The organism is Aeromonas sp. R7-2, assembly GCF_040908105.1.
Lineage (GTDB): Bacteria > Pseudomonadota > Gammaproteobacteria > Enterobacterales > Aeromonadaceae > Aeromonas > Aeromonas caviae.
The window spans coordinates 114,715-140,172 of record NZ_JBFODC010000037.1; the positions used below are offsets into that span (position 1 = coordinate 114,715).

Consider the following 25,458-nt stretch of genomic DNA (forward strand, 5'->3'; position numbering starts at 1 on the left):
GCTGCATGATAAGTATCCGCCGCCCCTTTCACAAGCGGGAGCGGGGAGAAAACTCTGGTACTATCGGGCCCATGAACCGACTCGATCCCCTGTTTGAACAGATCCGGGCCTGCCGCCTGTGCGAGGCCCACCTGCCGCTCGGCCCAAGGCCGGTGATCCGCGGCAACGAGCGCGCCCGTCTGCTCATCATCGGCCAGGCCCCCGGCACCCGGGTACACGCCAGCGGCATCCCCTGGGACGATCCCTCCGGCGATCGGCTGCGCTTGTGGCTCGGGGTGGACAAAGCCATCTTTTACGATGAATCCCGCATCGCCATCATGCCCATGGGGCTCTGTTACCCCGGCAGGGGCAAGTCGGGGGATCTGCCGCCGCGCCCGGAATGTGCCCCCACCTGGCACGACAAGGTACTGATGCTGCTGCCCAACATCGAGCTGACCCTGCTCATCGGCAAGTATGCGCAGGCTTACTACCTGAGGGCGGCGGCGAAAGGATCGCTCACCGAGACGGTGCGACACTGGGCGGACTATGGCCCGGCCTGGTTGCCGCTGCCGCACCCGTCCCCGCGCAACACCCTCTGGCTCAGGAAGAACCCCTGGTTCGAGCAGGGGGTGATCCCCCATCTGCAGCAGCGGGTCGCCCCCCTGCTTGACCCGGCAGGCTAGAGCGCCGGCTCGGCCTGGGGCTTGGGCTTGCTGCGGGCCATGGCGACCAGCGGAAGTATGATGCACAGGCACCCCAGCAGCAGCGGCAGCCCCGGCTGTTCGTCAAACAGCCAGACCCCGATGGCGACCGCCATCAGCAGCCCGGTGTACTCCGCCGAGGCGATCTTGCTCGCCTCCGCCTTGCGATAGGCCATCACGCACAGCCCCGCGTAGACCATGATGAGCGCCGAGGAGCCGAAGGCGGGCCACCACATCTGCCATTGCCACTCGCCCCCTTCCCACCAGGCCAGCGCCAGGATGAAGGGCATGCTCAGCACATTGGTGAAAAACAGGGTCTGGGCGATGGGCTGCTGGAGCGGGATGCGCTTGATCAGCAGGTTGTTGACCGCCAGGGAGAGCGCTACCCCGAGCGCCGCCAGGGCGGCCCAGTTTACCTCGGTCGGGCGCAGCACGATGAGCACTCCGACGAAGCCGAGCAGCGCCGTCAGCACCTTCTGGCGCGAGAGTGCCTCCCCCGCCAGCCAGACCGCGAGCGGCACCATCAGCAGCGGGGCGGCATAAAAGAGGGCGTTGGCGGTGGCGAGCGGCAGCCGGGTGAGGGCGACCACCATCAGGCAGACGCCGACGGCCCAGATGTGGGCTCGCAGCAGGTGCCACTTGAGGGCTACCGGCGGGTTGCGCCGCCAGGACCAGAGCAGCCAGGGGGCGAGCAGCAGGGCTGCGGAGAGCTGGCGGAAAAAGACAAACTGGAAAATGGGCTGGTCCGGCTCCAGCACCTTGACCAGGGCATCGGAGAAGACCGCCACCATGTTGCCGAGCACCAGATAGAGGATGCCTATCCCGACTGCATTCATACCACCTCCAGATTCAGATGAGGGGAGGGTAGCCCGCGGCCTATTATCCAGTAAAATGATAAAAAATCATCACGCATGAGAAATTTGGATAATGAAGCTGCCCCCCCTGCGCGCCGTTCAATATTTCGAGGTGGTTGCCCGCCTGCTGAGTTTTTCCCGCGCCGCCCTGGAGCTCAATGTCAGCCAGAGTGCGGTCAGTCACCAGATCCGTCTGCTGGAGGATTTTCTGGGGGAGCGGCTGCTGCTGCGCCAGGGGCGGCTGCTCTCCCTGACGCCCCAGGGGGAGATCTATTTCGAGGGGATCGCCGCCGGGCTGGTCCAGATTGCCCAGAGCAGCGAGCAGTTGCGCGGTGGAGGCGAGATGCGGGTGCGGCTCGCGGTCTACAGCTCGTTTGCGGTGAAGTGGCTGATCCCGCGCCTGGCCGGGCTGCGCCAGCTCTATCCCGAGCTGGATCTCAGCCTGGAGATGGTGGCGGAAGATCCCGAGCTCTCCGACAGGGTGGCGGACGGTTTCATCACCGTCTCCCCCGAAGGGCCGGGCTACATGCACGATCTGCTCTATCGGGAGCGGCTGATGCCGGTGTGCAGTCGCCGGATGTGGCAGCAGGTGGAAGGGGAGTGGCCCGCCACCCTGTGGCAGTTGCCGCTGCTCTCCATCCAGGCTATCTACCGCGAGAAGGGGGAAGATTGGCGGCGCTGGGCCGAAATGGGGGGGCTGACTATTCCCCCCGAGGCGAGGGTGCACCATTTCAGCCATATCCTGCTCGCGCTGGAGGCGGCGAACTGGGACCAGGGAATGGCGCTCATCAATGACTACATGTTGCAGCCGGAAGATCCGCGTCTGGTGCGGCTGCCCCTGCACGCCCTCGAGACCGGCGACAACTTCTATTTCGTCTTCAAGCGCTCGCGCGCCCATGAACCCGCCATCAGCCGGTTGCGTCAGTGGCTGTGGCAGGAGTCGCAGGCGAGCCTGAGACCCGGGGAAAACGAGCCTCTCAGGCGCGTCTGAACGTGCTGGGCGCCCTATGCAGAATGGACGGCACAGCCCACGACGCAGGAGTCTGATTCGGGAGGCCTGATGGCACTGGCGAGACCAGGGCCATCAGGAGCGGGTCAGGTGCGCTTGAACTGGCTCAGTACAAAGAGGGTGGTGGCGCAGACTACGACCGAGGGACCGGCCGGGGTGTCCTGATACCAGGAGAGGGCAAGGCCCCCCAGCACGGCGAGACAGCCTGTCAGGGCGGCAAAGCCGGCCATCTGCTCCGGGGTCTGGCTGAAGCGGCGGGCGGTGGCGGCGGGAATGATCAGCAAGGAGGTGATGATGAGCGCCCCGACGAACTTCATGGCCACGGCGATGACCAGGCCTATCAGCAACATCAGCACGCAGCGCAGCACATCCACCCGTACCCCTTCCACCCGGGCCAGCTCTTCCGAGATGGTCATGGAGAGCAGGGGATCCCAGAGTCGCCACAGGGTGAGCAGCACCAGGGCGCCGCCGCCGTAGATCCAGAGCAGGTCCATGGGCTGCACCGAGAGCAGGTCGCCAAACAGGTAGGCCATCAGATCCACCCGCACGTTGTCCATGAAGCTCAGGGTGACCAGACCCAGCGACAGGGCGCTGTGGGCCAGAATGCCGAGCAGGGTGTCGGTGGCCACCTGCTGGTTGCGGCTCATGATGACCAGCAGCATTGCCATGGCGAGGCAGCAGACCACGACCGCCAGGGTGAGGTCCACCTGCAGCAGGATGCCGAGGGCGATGCCGAAGAGGCAGGCATGGGAGAGGGTGTCGCCAAAATAGGCCATCTTGCGCCACACCACGAAGCTGCCCAGGGGCCCGGCCAGCAGGGCGATGCCGAGTCCGGCCGCGAGGGCGTATAACAGAAAGCTGTCCACGTTAAGATCCTAGTTGTTGCGAGAGGGCAGGCGGATGACGGGAGCCTGCGGTTCATGATGATGGTGTTCGCCATCGCAGTGGTGATGGTGGGTATAGACCGCCAGCACCTCCCGCTCCGGCCGCCCGAACAGGCGGGCAAATTCCGGGTGCCGGGCCACGCTCTCCGGCTCGCCGTGGCAGCAGACGTGGCGATTGAGGCAGATCACCTCGTGAGTGCTGGCCATCACCAGGTGCAGATCGTGGGAGACCATCAGCACGGCGCAGTGGAACTCGGCGGCCAGCTGGCTGATGAGGGCATAGAGCTCGATCTGGCCCGTGATATCTACCCCTTGCACCGGTTCGTCCAGCACCAGCAGCTCGGGTTTGACCAGCAGGGCGCGGGCCAGCAGTACCCGCTGCATCTCGCCACCGGAGAGCTTTTGCATCCGGTTGTCCAGCAGACCCTGGGCACCGACCCGATTGAGCGCCTCCTCGATGGAGAGGCGGCTGTTCTTGCCAAGTTGCAGGAAGCGGCGCACCGTCAGGGGGAGGGTGGGGTCCAGATAGAGGCGCTGGGGTACATAGCCGATCCGCAGATCGCGGCGGCGAACGATGTCCCCCGAATCTGGGCTGAGCAAACCCAGCACCAGCTTGCTCAGGGTGCTCTTGCCCGCCCCGTTGGGGCCGACCAGGGTGGTGATTTTGCCTTTGTTCAGGGTAAAGGAGACCTTGTCGAGCACGAGTCGTCCGTCAAATGAGAGACAGACCTCTTTCAGCTCCACCAGTTGGGTCATGACAGCTCCGGGGTTTACAGCCTGTGAGAGTTATAATATAACAGCGACGTTGGTTTGTTATATTATCACACACACACACCCTGACGAGACCTCTATGCGAATTCTTGCTCTGATCACTGCCCTGATGGCGGTGAGTCTGCCTGTCCGTGCCCTCGAGGTGCTGACCACCATCAAACCCCTGGGCTTCATCGCGGCGGCGATCACCGATGGTGTGAGCGAGCCCGGGGTGCTGCTGCCCACCGGTGCGTCGCCCCACGATTTTTCCCTGCGCCCTTCCGACATGCGCAATATCAAGGAGGCCGATCTGGTGGTGTGGGTCGGTCCCGAGCTGGAAGGCTTCATGGCCAAACCCCTGGCCCAGCATCCTCATGTATTGACCCTGACCCAGGTTCCCGGCATGCCGCTGTACAACTATGCGACCCAGGGGGAACATGACGATCATCACCATGATGACAAGGATCATGACCATGCCGCCCACGACCACGGCTCGCACGACGAGGGCCATGAAGGGCACCACCACGAAGGGGTGGATCCCCACATCTGGCTGGGTCCAACCCAGGCCAAGGTGATTGCCGAGGCGATCGCGACCGAACTGGGCAAGCTGGATCCTGCCAACCAGGCGCGCTATGCCGCCAATCTCGCGGCCTTCGAGGGCAAGGTTGACGCCCTGGACAAGGTGATCGCCGTGCAGATGAACGCGGTGGATCAGAAGGGCTACTTCGTGTTCCACGAAGCCTATGGATACTGGGAGCGTCACTACGGCATGAGCTCCAAGGGACACTTCACCGTGAGCCCGGAGCGTCGCCCGGGAGCCAAGACGCTGATTGACATCCGCAAGGCGCTGGAAGAGAAAAAGGCGAGCTGCATCTACGCCGAGCCGCAGTTCTCCCCGGCGGTGATCGAGTCGGTTGCCCGCAATACCGGGGCCAAGGTGCTGCTGCTGGACGAAGTCGGCGAGCAGGTGCCGCTCGGTCCGGACGGTTATCCGCAATTCATGCAGCAGTTGGCGGATGCCTTCGCCCAGTGCCGCTAGGCCTTGCCCGACATTGACGATAGAGGCGGCGCGGCCAACTATACTGACCTCCAGCATCTGATATGGAGTGTCAGTCATGAAATGGTTGCTCGTCTCTGCCTGCACGCTGACCCTGCTGGGATCCGGCATACAGGCATCCGGTCTTTCCGAACACATCGCCAGCCCGGAACTCAGGGCAAAAATGCAGGCGGTCTATGGCGCCAGAGCGATCCAGCGGTCCGAGGCCTTCTCTCGTCTGCTGACGCCAAGAGCCGGAACGACGGACCAGCAGAAGCTGGAGCTGGTGAACAACTACTTCAACAACCTGACCTACAGCGAGGATCCCAGACTGTGGGGGGATGATGATTATTGGGCCAATCCGCTGGAGTTCATCGGGGCGAGAGGAGGGGATTGCGAGGACTACAGCATCGCCAAGTACTATACCCTGATGGAGCTGGGGGTCGACGAGAAGAAGCTGCGGCTGGCCTATGTGAAGGCAATTCGTTACAACCAATTCCACATGGTGACGTTGTACTTCCCGACCATCAAGTCAGATCCCCTGGTGCTGGACAACATCAATGGCCGCATCCTGCCGGGGAGCAAGCGCAATGATCTGCAGCCGGTTTACAGTTTCGATGCCAAAAGCATCTGGATCATGAAATCCCGTCGCGAGGGAACCCTGGCGGGGAGTGCCGATCGCCTGGCCCAGTGGACCTCGATGCAGAGCCGCTTCTCCAGCGAGCATTTGCGCTCCCCCCGTCGCCAGCTATAACTTGCCCGCCGCCTTCAACTCCTCGAAATATTTTCCCGCGCCCGGATGCTGTTCGACACTCAGCACCGGGCCTATTTTGTTGCGCGCCTTGTGAAACAGGTTCGCATAGCCATAGGTCTGTTCGTTGAAACTGGTTTGCTGACTCAGCATGGCCCGGGTCAGCCGATAGACCTCGTCATCGGGAGTGGCGGCATTGGTCACCAGGGTGGCGGCGATGGCGAAGGTGGGGGTTGCCTTGAGGTTGCCCGGGTAGATGCGTGCCGGCACCTGGCTGCGCTGATAATACCTGACCCCCTTGAGCAGCTGGTCCCTTACGGGCCCCTCGATCGCCAGGAAGCGCACGGCGCAGCGCTTGGCGGTGTCCAGCACGATGCGGTTGGGATGACCCATGACAAGGCCATAGGCATCGATCTGTTTATTGCACAACGCTTCGGAGAGATTGGCGACGCTCTTCAAATCGAGATCTTGCTCCTTTGCGCCCAGAACATTGAACAGGGCCAATGCCGTTTGACGAGTCCCTGAACTCTTCAGGCCCATGTCGATGGGGGCCAGCTTGAGCTGCTCCAGGGTGGTGATATCCCCATCGGCTCGCACCACTATGGTGAAAGGTTCGGCGTGGGTGGCAAAGAGCGCCCTCAGCTCGGGTTGTGGCTGGGCAGCGAAAGGCCCGGTGCCCTGGCTGGCCTGATAGAGCCAGTCGGACTGGACGAGCGCATAGGGTACCTCTCCCGTTTTCAGCTGGCGGAGATTTTCGATGGACCCGGAGCTGGCCTGTAGTTTGCAGGGCATCGTGGGGTCACTTTTTTTGGCCAGTCTGCAGAACTCCTTGATGACCTGATAATAGATGCCTTGCTCCCCCCCTGTGCCTATGGTCATGGTGGTCGCGTGCAGGGTCGGTTGCCACAGCAGGGCGAGCAGCAGCAGCGGGATCCTCATGATGCATTCTCCTGAGTGGCATAACCATCGATGCCCCAACTGCGCAGCATGTCCACATCGCTTACGTCGCCGGCTTCCGCCAGCAAGGTGTAGCCGGAAGCATGGAGGCATTGGGAGAGCAGGTTCCAATAAAGGGGGGACTGGGTGAGCTGGCAACTGATGAAGACAGGTCTGATGGGGTCGAGCCTGGCCAGATTGTCGTTGTTCATCGGGATGTTGCTGAATGCCAGCTCAATCCCCTGGGACTGGAGTGCGGTCAGTCGTTCCTCGGCCAGGGGGGGGAAGATCGCCAGATCCCAGCGCCAGTCCAGCGTCTTACCACGAGCGCTGGTCAGCACGGGGGCAAACTGCGCCCAGTCTGGGTGGCCGAGCAGGCTGAGAGGCAGCTGGAGCCCTTCCGCCTTCTGAGTCAGCCAGTCGTTGAGCAGCCCCCGAATTTCATCCGGCGAACTGTCCGTGGTGGGGGGGTGCTTGGGTAGCAGGCGGCTGTAGAGCCTGATACTCCCCTGAGTGGAGAAGAAATGCTGCTGATAGGTGTTGCCATCGGTGTCGACCAGCCCAACGAGCTTCTGGTGGGTCGGGAGAGCGTCGTGCTTGCCAAGCTGGGTGATCTTGAGCCGCTGTTGCAGCAGGTCCCGCTTGCGTTCAGAGACCAGCTGGTTGATGGAGACAACGACTTCCTGCAATTCGCGAAGCCACGGGGTTGGCAGGTTGCCGCTGAACTGGCGTTTGCGGATTCGGGCCAGTTGCAGACTGATCTGTTCGAGGGGGCGCAGCAGGCGGCGGCACACCCAGGTGATTACCAGGCTGAACACCAGCAGGCCGGCGAGCAGCGCAAGTCCGGTACGACTGATGGCGTTCCACAGATGCTGGTAGGCGTAACCCTTGTGTCCCTCGAGCGTGAGGGTACCGAGAATGCGCCAGCCGTCGGTCAACTCCTGCTCAATCTTGACCGGTGGCATGTCGATAACTGAGGGGAGCCAGCCTGGAACATTTTGCTGTGCGGTGTGGAACACCTTCTGGAACAGCACCTGGCCATCCGGATCCAGCAGAACGACGGAGTTGACGAAGCCTCCGTCGAACATGGCGTTCACTATGGTCTCGGCAAGGACCTTGTCATCGTTGAGCAGAGTGCCCTGCAGCACCAGCCCCAGTGCGGTGATGGCGGTTTCAAGGTTGGCCGACATCTGGTCGAGAATAGACTGTCGTACCGTGGTGATCTCCAGCACGAGCAGCAGCGCGGCGCCGATGGTGAAGAGGATTAGGATGATTACATTTAACAATTTTGCCAATGACATACCCACTCCATGGAGATGTTTTTGCAACATTTTCTGGGCCGGAGAGCACCACAACCGGACTTGGTTCTTAAAAATAGAAAAAAATGGCTGAAAATGACGATCATTTCTGCCCATGCTGGAAGGTTATGCATAAAATGTGAGTTTCGTGCATGGAGCTATGAACTTTTTGTAAGTATTTAGGTCTAAAAGCCAGATATTCGGTTTTCATAATAAAAACTCATAAAAACAGACCCACAACCACCACCCTTAGATCTAATAACAGGATAGCGGATGAAACGTCTCCGTCCCTTGGTAGCCCAGGCTGCCAATTGGGAACCCCCGGTTCCCCGCAAGCATTTCTATGCCATGCTATTGCTCACGGCCATGACGCTGTCAGCGGTAGCCGTATTGCCAGCTCCCGGTGACATCCTGGAGCGGCCACTGCGTCTGGAGTTGCCGATCGCCACCACGGGCACCGCAACCAACGAAGACAACACCGACTTCAACGACATTCCGGATCACGAGCTGGTCGAGTCAGCCGCTCCCGAAGACGACATCCCGGCCGATGCCACGCCTCAATGGCAAGATTACCGGGTTCGCAACGGCGAGAACCTGACCACCATCTTCAACAACCTGGGGCTGTCCACCACCACCCTCTACAAGGTGCTGGATGCGGATGCCAAGAACAACCTGGCGCGTCTCAAACCCGGTCAGACCATCGAGTTGCTGATCGATCAGGACAACATTCTGCAGCAGTTGAAGATCCGCCTGAACATCAAGCAGACCCTGGTGCTGGAGCGTACCGACGACACCTATAGCGCCAACATGCTCAATGAAGAGGTAGAGTGGCAGCAGAAGAGCTATGACGGTGTCATCAACGGCAGCTTCTACGTCAGCGCCCGCAATGCCGGTATCCCGGCCAACCATATCCAGAAGATTGCCAACCTGTTCCAGTGGCGCCTCAACTTCGCCAAGGATTTGAAAAAGGGTGACAAGTTCAAGGTGCTGGTCCGTCAGGAGACGGTCGACGGCAAGAGTACGGGCAATACCCAGTTGCTGGGGGTCGAGGTGTTCAGCCAGGGCAAGGCCGTGTCAGCCTGGTTGTCGGAAGATGGCAACTATTATGACGGTCAGGCAAACAGCCTGGAGCGCGGCTTCCGCCGTTATCCGACTCACAGCCGTTACCGGGTCAGCTCCAGTTTCAACCCGAATCGCCGTCATCCCATTACCGGGCAGGTCCGGCCCCATGAGGGAACCGACTTTGCCTTGCCGGTAGGCACGCCCATCATGGCGACCGGTGACGGTGTGGTCCTCAAGGCAACCAGCCACCCGCTGGCAGGCACCTATGTCGTGATCAAGCACGGCCGTACCCTGATGACCCGTTATCTGCACCTGAGCAAGCTGCTGGTCAAGCCGGGCCAGAAGGTGAAGATGGGTGACAAGATTGCCCTCTCCGGCAACACGGGCCGCTCCACCGGTGCTCACCTGCACTACGAAGTACGCATCAACAACCGCCCGGTGGATCCCATGAAGATCAAGCTGCCGATGGCGGAGCCGCTCTCCGGCAAGGACAAGCGTCAGTTCCTCGCCAAGGTGAAGAGCTACCGCAAAGAGATGGAGGCGGGCTGAACGGCTCCCTCCTGACGAAAAAGGCCCCGCCAACTGGCGGGGCCTTTTCATTGCAGAACGGCTTCAATAACCCTTGTCAAAGTCGATCCTGCCGTCCAGCTGCTGACCATCGATGAAGCGGATGTAGTTGCGGATGAAGATCTGGGCCACATCTTCCGGGAAGCTGTAGGCGCTGTTGTGGGGCGTCACGATGAGATTGGGTTGGTGCCAGAGCGGGCTGTCAGCGGGCAGGGGTTCCTGCTCGAACACATCGAGCACCGCCATGGCGGGCTTGCCGGCTTGCAGTGCCGCCAGCAGATCCCCCTCATGGACGGCATTGCCTCTACCGACGTTGAAGAAGATGGCGCCCGGTTTGCAGTGGCCGAAGCGTTCGGCGGTGAAGAGGTGGCGAGTCTCGCGGGTGGCGGGCAGCACGCTGACGATGACATCGGCCTGGGCCAGCATCTTGTTGAGAGCCGGCAACTGGTACACCTGATCGAACCCGGCACGCTCACGGCCACTGTGGCTGATGCCGAGCACCCTCATGCCAAAATGCTTTCCGGTGTGGGCGATATGCTGCCCTATGCTGCCGGTACCGAGCAGCAGCAGCGTCTTTCCCTTCAAGCCCTGATAGGGATGGCTCTGCCAGACGCCCTGCTGCTGCTGCTCGCGATAGAGTGGCAACTGGCGGGTCAGGCTGAGCAGATGGCCGAACACATACTCGCTCATCAAGGGGCCGAAGATGCCGCGGACATTGGTGAGCAGGTAGTCGCGGCGGCAACTGGCGTCCAGCAGCACGTCGACCCCGGCATAAGTGGACTGGAGCCAGCTGAGCTTGCCGGCCTTGGCCAGCAGCGGCTTGGCCCGGGCAGGCTCGGCCATCAGGATATGAGCGTCACCGATAAGCTGTTCGGCCTCGGCCTGATTGTCGGCCCGAAGAATGTGCAGATGGGGAAGATGGGCCGCCTTGAGCAGGCGTTCATAGTGGCTGTTGTCCTGACTCAACAGCAGCAGGGTACGTTGGCTCATACTCTTGTTCCTTATCGTGTTTATGGCAAGGCGAGAGGGATGCTGTCTCCATCTTACCCCAGTTGATCGGGCAAGATAGTCGAGCAGGGCGCTTTTTCATTTTTAGACGGGGCCCTCGTGGGCTACAATCTGCCCCACATTTTGCAAAGGATCCGACTCCAGTGTTTGGTGACAAGTTTTATAAGCGACTGGCCGAGCTGCAGCCCTGGCAGCAAACCGTCTATACCCTGGCGCTGGCAGAGCGCATGTACCCCAACTATGTGCTCTTTACCCAGGCTTCCGGTTTCGGGGATGCGAGGGCATTCCGTCACGCGCTGGATCAGATGTGGAACTACCTGACGGTCAAGGGATCCCGCGTCAATCTTGGTGCCATTCTGGAAGCGTTTGAAGTCTACATTCCCGATCCCCGCAAGTTTGAATCCTACGGCGCCTATCCGGCACTGGACGCCTGCGTGGCGCTGGGCTGTGCCTACAACTCGGTGATCTGCCGGGTGGGGGAAGAGGCCAACGACGCCAGCCATGCGTCTGTCGGCACGGTCGCCGGCTTCATCGAGATGCTGGAAGAGCGGGATCTCAGCGATGAGGAGCTCTATGAGCACGAGTACATGGAAGCGGAGCTGGAGTTCCAGGTCGAACTGCTCAAACGGGTGGCCCATGAACGGGACAGCGACCGCATCCTTGCCATCCGCGCCTTCGCGGCCCAGGACGGCGTCTCCAACATCGGCATCAGCCTGGAGGCGTAACGCCATCGCGTACTGCCCATAAAAAAAGCTCCCGGTCGGGAGTTTTTTTTATCTCTGAGCGTTCATTTTTTTGGTGTGTGAGAAAGCATTTATGCATTTTTTTTCAAATGGTTAACTTTTTTTCTCCTGATTCTTAGGGGCCATTCGTTGCTGTTGTAAGCTCGCTTCTATTGGTTGCACTTGACAGAGAATCACCGACGAGAACATCTCCATTACTGAGGTCATCTATGAATGCAACAGAGCTTTGGCAGCTTTCCCCCGAGCAATTCAACGAGTGGCGGCGTGAGAACGATTATCCCCGTATCTGGGCGCTGCTGGTGGCGTCGCTGCCCCATTTCGACGACTGGATGGCGGAGCAGAAGATAGAAAAAAGCGTGATCTTCCAGATCGGCATCGCCCGCTTCATCAGCTCCCGCTGCGTGCTGAGCCTTTGTGTCTACATGAGCGACGACAAGGTCCGCCTGTATGAGAGCGCCTCGAGTGCACTGGAATCCCTGCGCAAGAGCGGCCTCATTCGCTCGGAGACCCGTTTCGAGCCTTACAGCATGTGGCTGGCGGGAAAACATGGCAATGACGAGGTGAAACGGGTGCAAAGCCTGCTTTCGGTCTCGGAGAACAACAAGGGGGAGGCCCAGGTGCTGGGCAAGCATCGTCTGCTCAACATCGGCGGTGTTACCCTCAAAAGCCCCATCATCTCCGGCCGGTTGCTCGATTTTACCTGTCTCGACGAGCTCTCTCTCGATGGGGCCGTCAACAACTCCAAGGTTTATCTGTGGCACTGCTCGGCCAAGGGGGTCAGGGTCAATGGCGGGGTGATCGGGCTCGATCTGTTCGACTCCCTGCTGTGGGACCACAGGGCCTGGGCCAAGAAGCGGGAGCTGGCGCTGGAGGACGGGGTCTTTCAGGACTTCACCATAGAGTGCGAGGAGATCCGCTTCCACTCCTCCCGGGCGGTGCTGAAAAACTTCAGCGTCAGCGCCAAGAACTTCGATGCCACCATGGAGCACACCAACCTGGACAAGGTGGAGGTGGTCTACAACGACAATGGGCGGATCGACCACAACGAGGCGAGCAAACTCTATCGCAATGCCAAGCGTCTCTTCTCCAGCGTGGGTGACACCGTCGACGCCGGCGAGTGCTACTACAAGGAGAAGCTGCACGAGATGAAGTCCCTGGCGAGCCCGCGGGAGCTGTTCCGGGAGCGCTGGTTGCGCAGCGGTCCGATGACGAAGTGCTGGCTCTCCCTGTTGTGCTATCTCAAGTGCGCGGGCAAGTTCATCAGCTTCATCACCTGGGGGTTTGGGGAGCGTCCCATCAGAAGCCTGCTGATGTCGATGGGGGTGATCCTGCTGGCGACCCTGACCTATTTCCTGGCACCGGAGTCTGCAACCCACGGCCATCTGGGGCGCTCCCTCTATTTCAGCATCGTCACCTTCGTGACCCTGGGTTATGGGGACATCTCCCAGACCTCCTCGCCGCTGCAACTGCTGTCGGCCATCGAAGCCTTCTGCGGCATGTTCCTGACCGGTCTCTTCCTCGCGGGTTTTGCCTCGAAAACCAAGCAGTATTGACGGGAGTGCCGGCGGCGGGTGCCATCAGTGCCCGCCTCCGGTGCCCTCCTGCTGTCTTCCCATCCCTCCCGGCTGGCTCGGCGACCCTGCTTGACGCAGCGGCGGTGGAGCGACTTTATTTAAAGTCATCGCATGCCATGGCAAGCGATGGCGCCACCAGCGCCCGGACATGACGCAATCAGAGGAGAAAGCCCGGTATCGATCCGCCAACCACCGATGTAGAGAAGGAATAACGCTATGATATTGAATCACTTATGGGGATTGTATGCCCATCCCCACACCGAATGGCATACCATAGACGAGCGGCACGACAGCTTCAGAAACAGTCTGACCCACATCCTGCTCGTGGCCCTTATCCCTCCCATCTGCGCCTACTATTCCGCCGTTCACATCGGCTGGAGCATCGGGGTCGGTGATCCCATCACCCTGACCGCCAACAGTGCATTCAAGCTGTCGGTCGCCATGTACGTGACCCTCATCATCGGCGTGCTGGCACTCTCCTATCTGGTGCACTGGATGGGGCATACCTTCGGCTCGGATCCCAGCTACACGACCTCGCTGGAGCTGGCGGCCTACACCTCCACGCCACTCTTCATGGTGGGCTTCTCCGCTTTCTTCCCGCATCTCTGGTTCGTGATGCTCATCGGTTTGGTCGGGCTGACCTATTCCGTCTACCTGCTCTATATCGGCGTGCCCATCCTGATGCACATCACCAAGGAGCAGGGATTCATCTACGCCAGCTCAGTGGTGACGGTCGGCCTGGTGTTGCTGGTCTGCGTGCTGGCTGCCACGGCCATCCTGTGGGGATCCGGCTTCGGTCCCGTCTTCACCCAGTAGCCGTGCGTGCCGACGGCAACGACGACAAGGGCGCCTTGATGGCGCCCTTGTCGTTGATCTCTCGCCTGGTCGGCGTGTCTTTGCCAGACCCTGGAGGGAAGTCGTCTGCGTTGATCAGCGGGGATTGCCGCTGCCGATGCCAAACGGGATGCGGTAATCGCTGCTCTGATCGCCGAGGCTGACGGTCAGGTTGCCCTGGGCGCGGCTCGGGATCTGTACCTGTTGGGTACCCATCAGGTTGGCGTGGACGGAGGCTACCAGATCACCGGATTCATCGCGCACCTCCAGCATGGGGTTGGCCTTGCCGGCCATGGCGGCGCTGGCATGCCAGTTCACGAACAGCACACCCGGGGTGGCGTTGAAGTCGGCGGGGACGGAAGCCTGGGCAACACCGGCGCTCATCAGGCCTGCAACGGCCAGCATCTTGATCACGTTTTTCATGTTCATTCACTCTCTTGGTTTTTATGTCATTGGCAAGGCCTGACAGGCCTGCATCAATGCATCCTTGCAAGAGGTCATTCAAATGGTGTGTTGTTTTGTCACGGATGTTTGTCACCCATATGGATGGGGGACGGCCATGAACGACCAGTTGTTTTGCGGCTTGGCGCTCCTGCCTAAGCGATGCGTGAATATTAAGCGCCTCACCCGGTCATTGTTAGCGAGATAAACTGGCCTACACGTTCAAAAAATATGAATGATGTTTTGTGGGGGGGACATAGACGGGTTGGAGGGGAGTCACCCTTCCGGAGAGAGGTGCATGTCCCAGACCTGACACCGGATTGTCACATCCGGTGCGTACTGTGCGGTTTCATTTTAAAACTGCTTCAAGGATGGCTATGTTTCGCGTCTCTTCCCTTGCCGCCTGCGTGGCGGCCACCCTGCTGAGCGGCTGCAATTCGGGCAACGACTCCTCCTCGCCTGCCGTCGGCGACTATCAATACAGCACCAAGGCGGTCTATGCCGCCCGTCAGGCAATGAACAGCTATGAGGTTGCCCCTGAAGGCTTTAGTCCCGTCTTCACCGAACTGGTGGCACGCCATGGCTCCCGCTCGCTGTCCAGCCCCAAATACGATGTGCTGACCAAGCTGGTGTGGGAGGATGCCGCGAGGCAGGGGGCCTTGACCGAGCTGGGCCAACGGCTCGGCGCCAAGGTGGACGCCGTCACGGCCGCCAACCAGACCCTCGGCTATGGCCTGCTGAGTGCGCTCGGTAAGGAGGAGCACGCCAACCTGGCGACCCGGCTCGCCGAACGGCTGCCCACCCTGCTGGCCACTGAATCGACTCCCCTCTGCCTCAAGGTCGAGACATCGGGCAAGGATCGCGCCAACGAAAGCGCCTACTTCTTCATGCAGAGCCTGGCCAAACGGGTCTCTCTGGTGACAGACAGCCCCGACTGTTACGTCAGCCAGGAGAACCCTTCCGAGATCGACAAGGGGCTGCGCAACAAGTTCGAGCTCTACTTCCACAAGACCGAGCCGCAGGGGGAGTACACCCGGTATCTGCCCACCTTCCAGGCCTATCAGGCCTTTGTCGGGGACGAAGATAACGGGGTGGCTCCCGCTCCCGAGCTGACCGAGGCCCTCGATGCGCTCAAGGCCCTGCCCAGGACCCGGGTGATGGCCCGCGAGATGCTCGAGCGTCTCTACAGCAAGGCCTTCGTCGACGAGCTGGCCGCCGGGGTGGATTACGTGGCGGTGAATCCGGAAGACGGCGGCAAGACCCATGTGCGCGACGAGGTGGACGCCGCCCTCATGCTCTACAACCTCTTCATCATCGGCCCGGGGATGATCCGGGAGGCGCAGGCACAAGGCGGGTCCTGGGATTTCGAGCAGTTCATCACGCCAGAGGAGTCTGCCTGGTTCTCCTACCTTTCCGATGCCGAGGACTTCTACGAGAAGGGGCCGAGTCTTGCCAGCCAGAGCGCCACCTACGCCGTGGCCCAGCCCCTGCTTGACGGCCTCTTCAACGAGGTACAGACCCAGGTGGTGGAAGAGGCGGGCGAGCATGTCGCCAAGCTGCGCTTCGCCCATGCGGAGACCCTGATCCCGCTGGCGGCCCTGATGAAGCTGGAAGGGAGCCGCCAGAGCGCCCAGCCCGGCGTGCTGATGAGCCAGGAAAACAACGAATGGCGTGGCGGCTGGGTCTCTCCCTATGCGGCCAATATCCAGTGGGATGTCTACCGCAACGAGGCCGGCCGGGTGCTGGTGAAGATGCTTTACAACGAGAAGGAGCTCGCCTTCAAGGCAGGTTGCTCCCCCATTGCGGTGGGCAGCTTCTTCTATGACTTCGGCGAGCTCAAACGCTGTTACGACTACTCGTCCTGACGCGCTCGTACCATCCCCGGGGCCGGTCATCGCCGGCCCCGATTTTTTTTGGTTCAGGCGGAGCCGGCTTGTCGACGACCCGCCTGCCAGGTGGTGCCCATGGAGGCGGCGATGATGGCGGTTATCCCGAGCCATTGGGACGGGGGCAACTGCTCGCCCAGCCATACCAGTCCCATCAAGGCTCCCATGGCCGGTTCACCGCTGGTGAGAATGCCGTAGCTCTTGAGGGGAAGGCGGCGCAGGGCAAACATCTCGAGAGAGTAGGGGATGGCGCTCGAGAGCAGCCCCACCCCGATGATGGTGAGGATCACGGGGACGGTGAATGAAGCCTCGATCGCACCCTCAAGCCCGAAGGGCAATACCAGCAGGGTGCCCACCCACATGCCCAGCGCCGGAGCCTGTGCGCCCAGCAAGGCTCCTGCCCGCTTTCCGGTGAGCATATAGAGCCCCCAGAAGAGGCCAGCCCCGAGAGCCAGTGCGGCACCCAGGGGATCGATGGCCTGCTGTGTTGCCCGCAGGGGCAAGAGCAGCAGCAGCCCGGCGATGGCCAGTATCAGCCAGATGAAGTCCGCCCGGTGGCGTGAGGAGATCAGAGCCACCGTCAGGGGGCCGATGAACTCGATGGCCAGGGCTACGCCGAGGGGAATGCGTGCGATGGCCAGATAGAAGAGCAGGTTCATGGCCCCAAGCGACAGGCCGTAGGGGATGGCGCCCAGCAGGGTGCGTCGGTCGAGGGGGGCACGCCAGATGCGAAACACCAGGGAGAGGAGGAGGGCGGCGCACCCCAGCCGGAACAGGGTCGTACCTGCGGCACCCAGCAAGGGAAACAGGGATTTGGCCAGGGAGGCGCCGAGGGTGATCGACAACATGGCGAGCAGGACGGCCAGAAGAGAGGAGAGGGCATTGGGATTGGGTTGCATGGTGTTCATACCGGGCAGGACGATGAGCAATAAAATATATCTGGATACTTGGGTAAACCGGTCTAATACTGGCCTTGTGCGATAATTTTTATCTAATGAACCCCATGACCGACAAATTTGATCTGCTCATCCTCGCCGAGCTGCAACAGGATGCTCGTCTGCCCACGCCGGAGCTGGCCCACAGGGTCGGTCTTTCCGCCCCAGCCTGCTACCGCCGCGTCCGCGCCTTGCGGGAGTCCGGTCTCATCGAGCGGGAAGTGGCGCTGGTGGCACCGTCCACCATGGGCTGGCCCATCACCATGCTGGTGCTGGTGACCCTGGAGCGGGATCATGGCCGCATCGTCGATGAGATGATCGCCAGCCTGCAGCGGGAACCCGAGGTGATGGATCTCTGGTATGTGACGGGGGAGCAGGACTTCGTGCTGCAAGTGGCCGCCAGGGACATGCAAAGTTACGAGCAGTTCACCCGTCGGGTGCTCCATGCCAGGGACCAGGTGCGCAGTTTCAAGACTCTGGTGGTCATGGGACAGCACAAGCGTTGCGGCGCCTTGCTGCCCGGGTAAAGAGGGGGTTGCGCCGAAGCCTTGCCGGCATTGCGGGAGCGCCGTCAGGGAAACGAACAGGGGCAGGTACGGCCTGCCCCTTCTGTGTCAGCCAGGTTCTCCGGGCGCCAGCTCCTCTGCCGTCATGGGGCGCAAGACCCGGCAGGGATTGCCGACCGCCACCACGCCTGCCGGAATGTCTCTGGTGACAACTGATCCCGCCCCGATGACGCTGTTGTCCCCTATGGTGACGCCCGGGCAGATGACGACGCTGCCCCCAATCCAGACGTTGTTGCCGATACGCACCGGCTTGCCGAACTCCACCCCCTTGATGCGCGGCGCTACCGCCACCGGGTGGGTAGCGGTGTAGATCTGCACTCCGGGGGCCAGCAGCACGTTGTCGCCTATGTGTACCTCGCACACATCCAGGATGGTGCAGTTGAAATTGGCGTAGAAATTCTCGCCGACAAAGATGTTGGCGCCATAGTCGCAGAAGAAAGGGGGCGTGATGAAACAGCGTTCTGCGCGGCCACCCAGCAGGCGGGTGAGGCGCTCATCCCAGTCAGGGGCATCGGTTCGCTCCCGGTTCAGTTCTCCCAGCAGGGCGCGGCACTGCTCCCGCGCAGCCCGCAGTTCGGGGTCCCCTGCATCATAGGGCGCTCCCGCCACCATCTTCTGCCACTCGGGGCCACGCACGGCGGGTCGCTGCACTGTTGTTGCGTCAGTCATCATTGCTCCATCAGCCAGATCAGGGATTCGTAAGGGCGCAGCTTGCAGGATTGCGGGCGGGCCGGGCTATCCGGGTAGTTGCCAAGCAGCAGGCGCCCCTCTCCATTGGCCAGCTCGGCAGGCAGGGCAAACTCCACCGGCTCGCCGTAGAAGTTGCTCACCACCACCAGAGTCTGGCCGCCGGCGCGGCGGACATAGGCCCAGATCTGCGGGTGCCCGGTCAGCAGCTCCTGATAATCCCCCTGAGTGAAGATGGGGTGCGCCTTGCGAAGGGCGATGAGATCCCGATAGTGCCAGAACACCGAGTGCTGGTCGGCGAGCGCCGCCTCGGCGTTGATCTCGGGGTAGTTGGCGGTTGGCTTGAGCCAGGGCGTCCCGCTGGTGAAACCGGCGTTGGGGGCGGCACTCCACTGCATCGGGGTGCGCGAGTTGTCCCGGGACTTGGCGCCGAGAATGGCGAGGATCTCGGCCTCGCTCATCCCTTCCGCCTGCTTGATGGCGAAGATGTTGCGGCTCTCCACATCCTGATAGTCGTCGATGTGCTGATAGCCGGGGTTGGTCATGCCGATCTCCTCCCCCTGATAGATGTAGGGGGTGCCTTGCAGGCCGTGCAGCGTGCTGGCCAGCATTTTGGCGGCGACCACCCTATGCTCGTCCTCATCGCCGAAACGGGAGACGATGCGCGGCTGATCGTGGTTGCACCAGAACAGCGCCGACCACCCCTTGCCATGCATACCGCTCTGCCAGTGGTTGAAGATGCGCTTGAGTTCGAGGAAATCGAACGGGGCCTTGGTCCACTTGTCGCCGCCCGGGTAATCCACCTTGAGGTGATGGAAGTTGAACACCATGGAGAGCTCGGAACCATCCAGCGCGCCATAGCGCTGGCAGTGTTCCAGGCTGGTGGAAGACATCTCGCCTACCGTCATGGCCCCCACGGGGGCGAAGACGTCGCGGCTCACATCCTGCAAAAATTCGTGGATGCGCGGCCCGTCGGTGTAGAAGCGGCGGCCATCCCCCACCTCGTCGTCAGGGAATGCCTGATCCTTGGAGATGAGGTTGATGACGTCGAGGCGGAAACCGTCCACCCCTTTCTTCGCCCAGAAATGGATGATCTTCTTCACCTCGGCGCGCACGGCAGGGTTCTCCCAGTTGAGATCCGCCTGCTCGCGGGCAAAGAGGTGCAGGTAGTACTGGCCGGTGGCCGGATCCAGCTCCCAGGCGCTGCCGCCAAACTTGGATTGCCAGTTGTTGGGCACGCCGCCGTCCACCGAATCTTTCCAGATGTAGTAGTCGCGATAGGGGCTGTGCTTGTCCCCCAGCGCCGACTTGAACCAGGCGTGCTCGGTGGAGGTGTGATTCACCACGATATCCATCACGATGCGGATGCCGCGCGCATGGGCGGCGCCCAGCAGGGCCTCGAAATCGCTCATGGTGCCGTAGGCGGGATCTATGTTGAGGTAATCGGCGATGTCGTAGCCGTTGTCCACCTGGGGAGAGACGTAGACCGGGGTCAGCCAGAGGGCATCGACCCCCAGCGTCTTGAGGTAGTCGAGGCGGGCCATGATCCCCTTGAGATCACCGGTGCCACGGGCGCCGGAATCCTGAAAGCTTTTGGGGTAGATCTGGTAAATCACGGCGCTTTGCCACCAGGGTGTCTGTGTCATGGTTGGTTCGCTCATTGGTTGAAACCGGATTAGTTGGAACAGGGCAACGATAAAGGGCGGAGCCAGGGCTCCGCCGAGGTTGTGTGGATCAGGCCGTGGCCAGATCCAGCTTGCCGGCCGCTTGCTGGCGCTTGTAGACCAGCAGGGTCAGCAGGGCGGGGACCACGATGGCCACCAGCATGGCGATGGCGTAGATGCCCCAGTATTGCGGCTGGATGGAGAGGATGCCTGGCAGGCCGCCCACCCCGATGCCGTTGGCCATCACCCCGGCGAAGCCGCAGATGAGAGCCGCACAGCTTGAGCCCACCATGGCGCACAGCATGGGGAACTTGTACTTGAGGTTGATGCCGTACATGGCCGGCTCGGTCACCCCGAGATAGGCGGAGATGGCGGCCGGGACCGAGATCTCCCGCTCGTTCTCCTTGCGGCTGATCAGGATGATGCCGACGACCGCAGACGCCTGGGCGATGTTGGAGAGGGCGATCAGCGGCCAGATGGGGGTGCCGCCCATGCTCTGCATCAGTTGCAGGTCCACCGCGTTGGTGGTGTGGTGGATGCCGGTGATGACCAGGGGCGCATAGAGGAAGCCGAACAGGGCTGCGCCGATGGGGGCAAACGAACCCGTCATGGCCGCCTTGGCGGCAAAGCCGACGCCGTCACCAATCCAGCGGCCGAACGGACCGATCAGGGCGTGTGCCACGATCACCGCCAGCAGCAGGGAGATGAAGGGCACAATCACCAGGTAGAGATAGGCCGGGATGATGCGCTTGAGGCTGGTCTCCACCCATGCGAGGAAGACACCCGCCAGCAGGGCCGGAATGACCTGGGCCTGATACCCCACCTTCTGGATGACGAAGAGGCCGAAGTCCCACACTTCCGGGGTCTGCTGGCCGATGCCATAGGCGTTCATCAGTTGCGGCGACACCAGCGTGATACCCAGCACGATGCCGAGGATCTCGGAGCCGCCCATCTTCTTCACCGCAGACCAGCAGACACCCACCGGCAGGAAGTGGAAGATGGCTTCACCCAGCAGCCAGAGGAAGGCGTGCACCTGGGCCCAGAACTGGCTGATCTCGGTGAGGGTGTGGGTGCCGTCGTCGAACATCTTGATATCGCCGATGACGTTGCGAAAACCCAGGATCAGGCCGCCGGTGATGATGGCGGGCAGCAGGGGCACGAAGATCTCCGCCAGGTGGGAGATGCCGCGCTCCAGCGGATTCATGTTGTGGCGGGCGGCCTGTTTGGCGGCCTCCTTGCTGCCGCCGCTCACGCCGATCTCCTGGGTGAGCGCCTTGTACCACTGATCCACCTCGTTGCCGATCACCACCTGGAATTGGCCGCCCTGGGTGAAGCTTCCCTTCACCGAAGGGATGGTCTCGATGGCCTTGGGATCGGCCTTGGCCGGATCGGCCAGCACGAACCTGAGCCGGGTCAGGCAGTGGCTGACAGTGGTGATGTTCTCTTTGCCGCCGATCCGCTCGATCAGCTGCGCCAGATGCTGTGTGTTGACTTTTGACATGAGCCTTCCCTCTGTGACTCCATGAATAATGGTCGTGTCTTTACCGGCTGGCCAAGGACCGCCCGTTTATTGGTATCGTTCCCAATCAGCATGAAGCCAGTGGCTGGCATCGGCAATGGGAACGTTCCCAATTCGTGGCGCTGGTCACAAAAAGCGCAAAACGCCGGGAATGGAGGAAAAGATAGACTACAGGGGCTGACAGGGGGCGATGGTAGCTCTGGGGGGCTGCCCCTCTTCAATCTGATCGAGCAGCTGTCTGGCGGCCAGTATACCGGCATCCTTGTAGCCGAAATCCAGGCTGAGGGTGTTGGCAAAGAGGAAAGTCAGCATGGGATTGCTGCCAAGGCCGCTCACCAGGATGTCGGTGCGACCCTGCTCCTGCAGGTATTTGGCGGCGCCGATGGCCAGGGTGTCGCTGGCACAGACCATGGCCTGGGTGGTGGGGGTGAGCAGCTCGGCCGCGAGCCGATAGCCGCTTTGCAGACCGAGATCCCCGAGGGCGCTGCGGGGCGTGCGCCCCTGTTCCCGACAGTAGTCGAGGTAAGCCTGATGCCGACGCAGCCCCGTGGTGAGATCGCTGCGTTCCACCCCGAGATAGGCGACCTCGGTCAGGCCACGCTCCCCGAGGTGGGCGAGCACGGCGCGCACCGCCCCGTCATCGTCGAAGCAGACCGACGAGAAGCCGGGGCGCTCGCGGGCCATCAGCACCAATTTCTCCCTGAGCGGCGCCATGGCGGCATAGTCCAGATCGTTGAAGGCAAACAGGATGATGCCGTCCACCCCGCGCCGCTCCAGCACCGCCAGGTGCTCGCTCACCTTGGCGGGGGAGAACTTGCTCTCCATCAGCACGGCGTCGTAGCCACGCTGGTAGAGGGTCTCCAGCATGCCGCGCACCGCCTGGTTCTCGGAGCTGGAGTCGAGGCGCGACACCACGATGCCGACCACCTGCTGGCTCTGGCTGCGCATGGCCCGCGCCGATTTGCTCGGCACGAAACCGTGCTGGGCGATCACCGATTCGACCCTGGCCCTGGTCTGGGCATTGACCTTGGGATCCTGATTGAGCACCCGGGAGACGGTCGACTTGCCGACCCCGCTGAGGCGAGCGATATCGAGGATGGTCAGTTTCTTTTCCATGGGGGATCCGTGACAGGGGAGGGCGACAATCGGGATGCAGACATTGTTGTGATTAACTCCTGTGAATACAAGCCCATGGCGTTAGAATGCCCTTTCCCAGGCGACTTTCTTCGCCGTTGCACAGGACGCGCATCATGGATCTGTTGGCAAGTCTGCACTTCTCTCTCTCCATCACGGGCCCCATCTGTCTGGTGCTGGTACTCGGCATCTGGCTCAAGCGGCTGGGTCTCTTGCCCGACAGCTTCGTCGAGTCCGCCTCCCGTCTGGTGTTCCAGGTCACCCTGCCAGCGCTCTTGTTTCTCAGCATGGTGCGCACCGATTTTTCCACCATGCCGAGCCCCTGGCTCATCCTCTACGGCCTGCTCGGCACCCTCGCCGGTTTCCTGGTGCTGGAGGTGCTGGCGGCCCGCTTCATCAGCGAGCAGAAATTGCGGGGCATCTTCGTGCAGGGCAGCTTTCGCGGCAACATGGGGATCATGGGGCTGGCCTATGTGCAAAACGCCTACGGCCCGGAGGGGATAGGGGCCGCCGCCCTGCTGGTGGGCTCCATCACTGTGCTCTACAACGTGCTCGCGGTGATCACCCTGACCCGCAGCCTGGGGGGCGGAAAGGGGCTCGCCCCCATACTCAAGGGGATCGTCAAAAACCCCCTCATCATCGCCATTCTGGCGGCCCTGCCCTTCGGTCTGCTCGGCATCGAACTGCCCCAGCTGGTCATCACCACGGGCAACTATTTCGCCAACATGACCCTGCCGCTGGCCCTGCTGTGCACCGGCGCCAGCCTCAACCTCAAGGCCCTGCGCGGCGGCGCCATGCTGACCGGCTGGGCCACGGTCAACCGGTTGTGCTGCATCCCCGTGCTGCTGGTGCTGGGGGCCTGGGCGCTCGGCTTCAGCCCGCAGGCCCTCGGCATCCTGTTTCTCATCAGCTCAACCCCCACCGCCGCCGCCAGCTATGTGATGACCCGCGCCATGGGCGGTGACAGTGCCCTCGCGGCCAACATCATCGCCACCACCACCCTGGGCTCGCTCGTCACCACCAGCCTGGGGGCCGCCCTGATGAACTACCTGAGACTGATGGGGTGATGGGGCGCCGCCATGATGCACGACCCGGGGTTGACGGGATCGGCATTCACCCTTGACCTTGCCGGAGGCGGCAGCTTTAGGCTGATGTCACATCCACAGAGGAGAGAGCCCATGACCATCGAACTCACCGTTACCGGCATGTCCTGCGGCGGTTGCGCTGCCAGCCTGCAAAAGGCCCTGCTGGCCCAGCCAGCAGTCCGCACCGCCACGGTCGACTTTGCCAGCCGCAAGGCAGCCATCGAGAGCGAGCTGAGCAAAGCCGAGTTGATCGCCCTGATCGAGGCGAGAGGCTTTCAGGTAGAGTGGATTATCACTTAATTGGTATAAATCAGACTAATATTCTGTTTACTTCTTTTTATTGGTGAGAATGATCACTTAAATCCCGTTTAAAAAGAATAAAAATGCTGCAATTCCCTCATCCAAAAGGATTGCAGCATGACCCTTCCCATTCGCAAGACCCTGATCGCCGCCGTACTCGGCCTGACCCTCTCCCCCATGGCCATGGCGCTGCCCAGCGTGCACATTCTGGCCACCGGCGGCACCATCGCCGGGGCGGGCCAGTCTGCCACACAGTCCAACTACGAGGCCGGCAAGGTGGCCATCGAGACGCTGATCGCCGCCGTGCCCGAGATGAAAAACGTGGCCGACGTGCAGGGTGAGCAGGTGGTCAAGATCGGCTCCCAGGACATGAACGACGAGGTGTGGCTCACGCTCGCCAAGCGGGTCAACGCGCTGCTGGCCAGGGATGACGTGGACGGCATCGTCATCACCCATGGCACCGACACCATGGAGGAGACCGCCTACTTCCTCAATCTGACCGTCAAGAGCGACAAGCCGGTGGTGCTGGTGGGCGCCATGCGCCCCTCCACCGCCATGAGCGCCGACGGCCCCATGAACCTCTACAACGCCGTGGTGACTGCCTCCGACCCCGCCTCCAAGGGGCGTGGCGTCATGGTGGCGATGAACGACACCGTGCTGGATGCCCGCGACGTCACCAAGACCAACACCACAGGAGTGCAGACCTTCGCCTCCCCCAACTTCGGCCCGCTCGGCTACATCCACAACGGCAAGATCGACTACCAGCGCAGCCCGGCCCGTCTGCATACCAGCAAGACCCCGTTCGACGTGAGCAAGCTCGACAAGCTGCCCCAGGTCGGCATCGTCTACAGCTACGCCAACGCCTCGGACCTGCCGGCCAAGGCCCTGGTGGATGCCAAGTTTGACGGCATCGTCAGCGCCGGGGTGGGCAACGGCAACCTCTACCACACCCTGTTCGGCACCCTGGCCAAGGCGAGCAAGGACGGCATTCGCGTGGTGCGTTCCGCCCGCGTGCCGACCGGTTCCACCACCCTGGATGCCGAGATCGATGACGCCAAGTACGGCTTCGTCGCCGCCGAGACCCTCAACCCGCAGAAGGCGCGGGTGCTGCTGATGCTCGCCCTGACCCAGAGCAAGGATCCGGCCCAGATCCAGCGCTGGTTCCAGCAGTTCTGAGACCTCGGATCGGTCTGATTGACACTACCCCGTGAGATGAAGGGCAGGATAGGATCCTGCCCTTTCTTGTTGCGCCAGA

25 protein-coding genes are annotated in these 25,458 nt (G+C 61.7%); 13 read left to right on the forward strand and 12 right to left on the reverse strand.

The features are described 5' to 3' along the window. The first annotated feature begins 71 nt into the window (after positions 1-71). Positions 72-662 (forward strand): uracil-DNA glycosylase family protein, encoded by a 591-nt coding sequence (locus AB5Y47_RS18765; RefSeq protein WP_368220510.1) that lies wholly within the window; start codon positions 72-74, stop codon positions 660-662. Here the strand turns inward: AB5Y47_RS18765 and AB5Y47_RS18770 are convergent. Beyond that, positions 659-1,516, reverse strand: coding sequence for a DMT family transporter (locus tag AB5Y47_RS18770; RefSeq protein ID WP_010672801.1), 858 nt, complete (start codon positions 1,514-1,516; stop codon positions 659-661). The two genes, AB5Y47_RS18765 and AB5Y47_RS18770, sit on opposite strands and share 4 nt — an antisense overlap. Positions 1,517-1,607: 91 nt before the next feature. Here AB5Y47_RS18770 and AB5Y47_RS18775 point away from each other — a divergent pair, with 91 nt between their 5' ends. Next, a complete protein-coding gene (locus AB5Y47_RS18775) occupies positions 1,608-2,525 on the forward strand; it encodes a LysR substrate-binding domain-containing protein (protein ID WP_042014956.1) in 918 nt (305 codons plus the stop codon). A 104-nt stretch (positions 2,526-2,629) separates the two neighbouring features. Here AB5Y47_RS18775 and znuB read toward each other — a convergent pair whose 3' ends face one another. Next, positions 2,630-3,409: a zinc ABC transporter permease subunit ZnuB gene (gene znuB, locus AB5Y47_RS18780; protein WP_010672803.1), complete on the reverse strand. Its 780-nt coding sequence runs from the start codon at positions 3,407-3,409 to the stop codon at positions 2,630-2,632. Between the two features lie 9 nt (positions 3,410-3,418). Then, positions 3,419-4,183 carry a zinc ABC transporter ATP-binding protein ZnuC gene (znuC, locus tag AB5Y47_RS18785; protein WP_342041016.1) on the reverse strand — a complete coding sequence of 255 codons (765 nt, stop codon included), beginning with the start codon at positions 4,181-4,183 and terminating at the stop codon, positions 3,419-3,421. Between the two features lie 94 nt (positions 4,184-4,277). Between znuC and znuA the strand changes: the two genes are divergently transcribed. Together znuA and AB5Y47_RS18795 are read left to right on the forward strand one after the other, a co-directional pair. Beyond that, entirely contained in the window at positions 4,278-5,216 is a 939-nt protein-coding gene (gene znuA / locus AB5Y47_RS18790; protein ID WP_043152916.1) for a zinc ABC transporter substrate-binding protein ZnuA, read from the forward strand. Between the two features lie 76 nt (positions 5,217-5,292). After that, positions 5,293-5,967 carry a transglutaminase-like cysteine peptidase gene (locus AB5Y47_RS18795; protein ID WP_041212317.1) on the forward strand — a complete coding sequence of 225 codons (675 nt, stop codon included), beginning with the start codon at positions 5,293-5,295 and terminating at the stop codon, positions 5,965-5,967. On the opposite strand, the gene AB5Y47_RS18800 is transcribed toward AB5Y47_RS18795, so the two are convergent. Together AB5Y47_RS18800 and AB5Y47_RS18805 are read right to left on the reverse strand one after the other, a co-directional pair. After that, the gene (locus AB5Y47_RS18800; protein WP_042014953.1) at positions 5,962-6,903 is read right to left on the reverse strand and encodes a TAXI family TRAP transporter solute-binding subunit; all 942 of its coding nucleotides are present in this window, start codon (positions 6,901-6,903) and stop codon (positions 5,962-5,964) included. The two genes, AB5Y47_RS18795 and AB5Y47_RS18800, sit on opposite strands and share 6 nt — an antisense overlap. After that, entirely contained in the window at positions 6,900-8,201 is a 1,302-nt protein-coding gene (locus tag AB5Y47_RS18805) for a LapD/MoxY N-terminal periplasmic domain-containing protein (RefSeq protein ID WP_043152912.1), read from the reverse strand. Before AB5Y47_RS18805 ends, AB5Y47_RS18800 begins: the two co-directional genes overlap by 4 nt. Positions 8,202-8,471: 270 nt before the next feature. On the opposite strand from AB5Y47_RS18805, the gene mepM reads away from it, so the two are divergent. Next, complete coding sequence (gene mepM, locus AB5Y47_RS18810; protein ID WP_041212320.1) at positions 8,472-9,809, forward strand: murein DD-endopeptidase MepM; 1,338 nt, start codon at positions 8,472-8,474, stop codon at positions 9,807-9,809. A gap of 63 nt (positions 9,810-9,872) precedes the next feature. Here the strand turns inward: mepM and AB5Y47_RS18815 are convergent, their stop codons facing one another. Beyond that, positions 9,873-10,817 carry a D-2-hydroxyacid dehydrogenase gene (locus AB5Y47_RS18815; RefSeq protein ID WP_043152907.1) on the reverse strand — a complete coding sequence of 315 codons (945 nt, stop codon included), beginning with the start codon at positions 10,815-10,817 and terminating at the stop codon, positions 9,873-9,875. A gap of 161 nt (positions 10,818-10,978) precedes the next feature. Between AB5Y47_RS18815 and AB5Y47_RS18820 the strand changes: the two genes are divergently transcribed. From AB5Y47_RS18820 to AB5Y47_RS18830, 3 genes are all read left to right on the forward strand, one after another. Next, entirely contained in the window at positions 10,979-11,560 is a 582-nt protein-coding gene (locus AB5Y47_RS18820; protein WP_042864483.1) for a YjaG family protein, read from the forward strand. Between the two features lie 227 nt (positions 11,561-11,787). Continuing rightward, positions 11,788-13,131, forward strand: coding sequence for a potassium channel family protein (locus AB5Y47_RS18825; protein WP_043152903.1), 1,344 nt, complete (start codon positions 11,788-11,790; stop codon positions 13,129-13,131). A gap of 237 nt (positions 13,132-13,368) precedes the next feature. After that, positions 13,369-13,968: a Yip1 family protein gene (locus AB5Y47_RS18830; RefSeq protein WP_029314835.1), complete on the forward strand. Its 600-nt coding sequence runs from the start codon at positions 13,369-13,371 to the stop codon at positions 13,966-13,968. Positions 13,969-14,082: 114 nt separating this feature from the next. On the opposite strand, the gene AB5Y47_RS18835 is transcribed toward AB5Y47_RS18830, so the two are convergent. Then, the gene (locus AB5Y47_RS18835) at positions 14,083-14,415 is read right to left on the reverse strand and encodes a hypothetical protein (protein ID WP_039039727.1); all 333 of its coding nucleotides are present in this window, start codon (positions 14,413-14,415) and stop codon (positions 14,083-14,085) included. 383 nt (positions 14,416-14,798) lie between these two features. Here AB5Y47_RS18835 and AB5Y47_RS18840 point away from each other — a divergent pair, with 383 nt between their 5' ends. Beyond that, entirely contained in the window at positions 14,799-16,292 is a 1,494-nt protein-coding gene (locus AB5Y47_RS18840; protein WP_309295474.1) for a histidine-type phosphatase, read from the forward strand. 53 nt (positions 16,293-16,345) lie between these two features. On the opposite strand, the gene AB5Y47_RS18845 is transcribed toward AB5Y47_RS18840, so the two are convergent. Beyond that, positions 16,346-17,221, reverse strand: coding sequence for a DMT family transporter (locus tag AB5Y47_RS18845; RefSeq protein ID WP_043152972.1), 876 nt, complete (start codon positions 17,219-17,221; stop codon positions 16,346-16,348). A 95-nt stretch (positions 17,222-17,316) separates the two neighbouring features. Here AB5Y47_RS18845 and AB5Y47_RS18850 point away from each other — a divergent pair, with 95 nt between their 5' ends. After that, positions 17,317-17,775, forward strand: a complete 459-nt coding sequence (locus AB5Y47_RS18850) for an Lrp/AsnC family transcriptional regulator (protein WP_039039724.1) — start codon at positions 17,317-17,319, stop codon at positions 17,773-17,775. An 87-nt stretch (positions 17,776-17,862) separates the two neighbouring features. Here AB5Y47_RS18850 and AB5Y47_RS18855 read toward each other — a convergent pair whose 3' ends face one another. From AB5Y47_RS18855 to treR, 4 genes are all read right to left on the reverse strand, one after another. Next, complete coding sequence (locus AB5Y47_RS18855; RefSeq protein ID WP_043152895.1) at positions 17,863-18,483, reverse strand: sugar O-acetyltransferase; 621 nt, start codon at positions 18,481-18,483, stop codon at positions 17,863-17,865. Continuing rightward, a complete protein-coding gene (treC, locus tag AB5Y47_RS18860) occupies positions 18,483-20,147 on the reverse strand; it encodes an alpha,alpha-phosphotrehalase (protein ID WP_368220512.1) in 1,665 nt (554 codons plus the stop codon). The genes AB5Y47_RS18855 and treC overlap by 1 nt, the downstream gene beginning before the upstream one ends. Positions 20,148-20,235: 88 nt before the next feature. Next, positions 20,236-21,666, reverse strand: coding sequence for a PTS trehalose transporter subunit IIBC (gene treB / locus AB5Y47_RS18865; RefSeq protein ID WP_039039721.1), 1,431 nt, complete (start codon positions 21,664-21,666; stop codon positions 20,236-20,238). Between the two features lie 186 nt (positions 21,667-21,852). Next, on the reverse strand, positions 21,853-22,800 hold the full coding sequence (gene treR / locus AB5Y47_RS18870) for a trehalose operon repressor TreR (RefSeq protein WP_041211765.1): 948 nt from the start codon (positions 22,798-22,800) through the stop codon (positions 21,853-21,855). Between the two features lie 134 nt (positions 22,801-22,934). Here treR and AB5Y47_RS18875 point away from each other — a divergent pair, with 134 nt between their 5' ends. The 3 genes from AB5Y47_RS18875 to ansB all read left to right on the forward strand — a co-directional run bounded on the left by AB5Y47_RS18875 (position 22,935) and on the right by ansB (position 25,379). Next, positions 22,935-23,885, forward strand: a complete 951-nt coding sequence (locus AB5Y47_RS18875) for an AEC family transporter (RefSeq protein ID WP_043152886.1) — start codon at positions 22,935-22,937, stop codon at positions 23,883-23,885. A 111-nt stretch (positions 23,886-23,996) separates the two neighbouring features. Next, a complete protein-coding gene (locus tag AB5Y47_RS18880) occupies positions 23,997-24,203 on the forward strand; it encodes a heavy-metal-associated domain-containing protein (RefSeq protein ID WP_041213975.1) in 207 nt (68 codons plus the stop codon). Positions 24,204-24,320: 117 nt separating this feature from the next. Further along, positions 24,321-25,379, forward strand: coding sequence for an L-asparaginase 2 (ansB, locus tag AB5Y47_RS18885; protein ID WP_368220515.1), 1,059 nt, complete (start codon positions 24,321-24,323; stop codon positions 25,377-25,379). Positions 25,380-25,458 lie beyond the last annotated feature (79 nt).